The organism is Ochrobactrum sp. SFR4, assembly GCF_019730395.1.
GTDB lineage: Bacteria > Pseudomonadota > Alphaproteobacteria > Rhizobiales > Rhizobiaceae > Pseudochrobactrum.
The window spans coordinates 1-242 of sequence record NZ_JAAPBB010001240.1 but is presented as its reverse complement, the minus strand read 5'-3'; the positions used below and the strand labels follow the sequence as shown (position 1 = coordinate 242).

The 242-nt window shown below is 50.8% G+C and carries 1 protein-coding gene; it reads left to right on the top strand.

Annotated features, from left to right (window positions below; genetic code table 11):
• Window positions 1-242: carbonic anhydrase (locus HBA93_RS22990; RefSeq protein WP_286202162.1), on the top strand; the 242-nt coding region annotated here is incomplete at both ends.

Genomic DNA, 242 nt, shown 5'->3' with positions numbered 1-242 from the left:
AGCAGCGCTGGACACTGAAAGCAGCCCGCTTTCGCCAGGTGACTTTATCGGTAAATGGATGAGCCTGCTGGCACCAGCCGCAGAAACAATCACATCCAATTCGCTGATGACCCAGACCGAACGCCAGACAGCATTAGAGCGTATTTCAATCCGCTATTCGCTGAATAATCTGCGCAGTTTCCCATGCGTTGATATTTTGGAGAAAAAGGGACGTCTCTCTCTGCATGGCGCATGGTTCGATA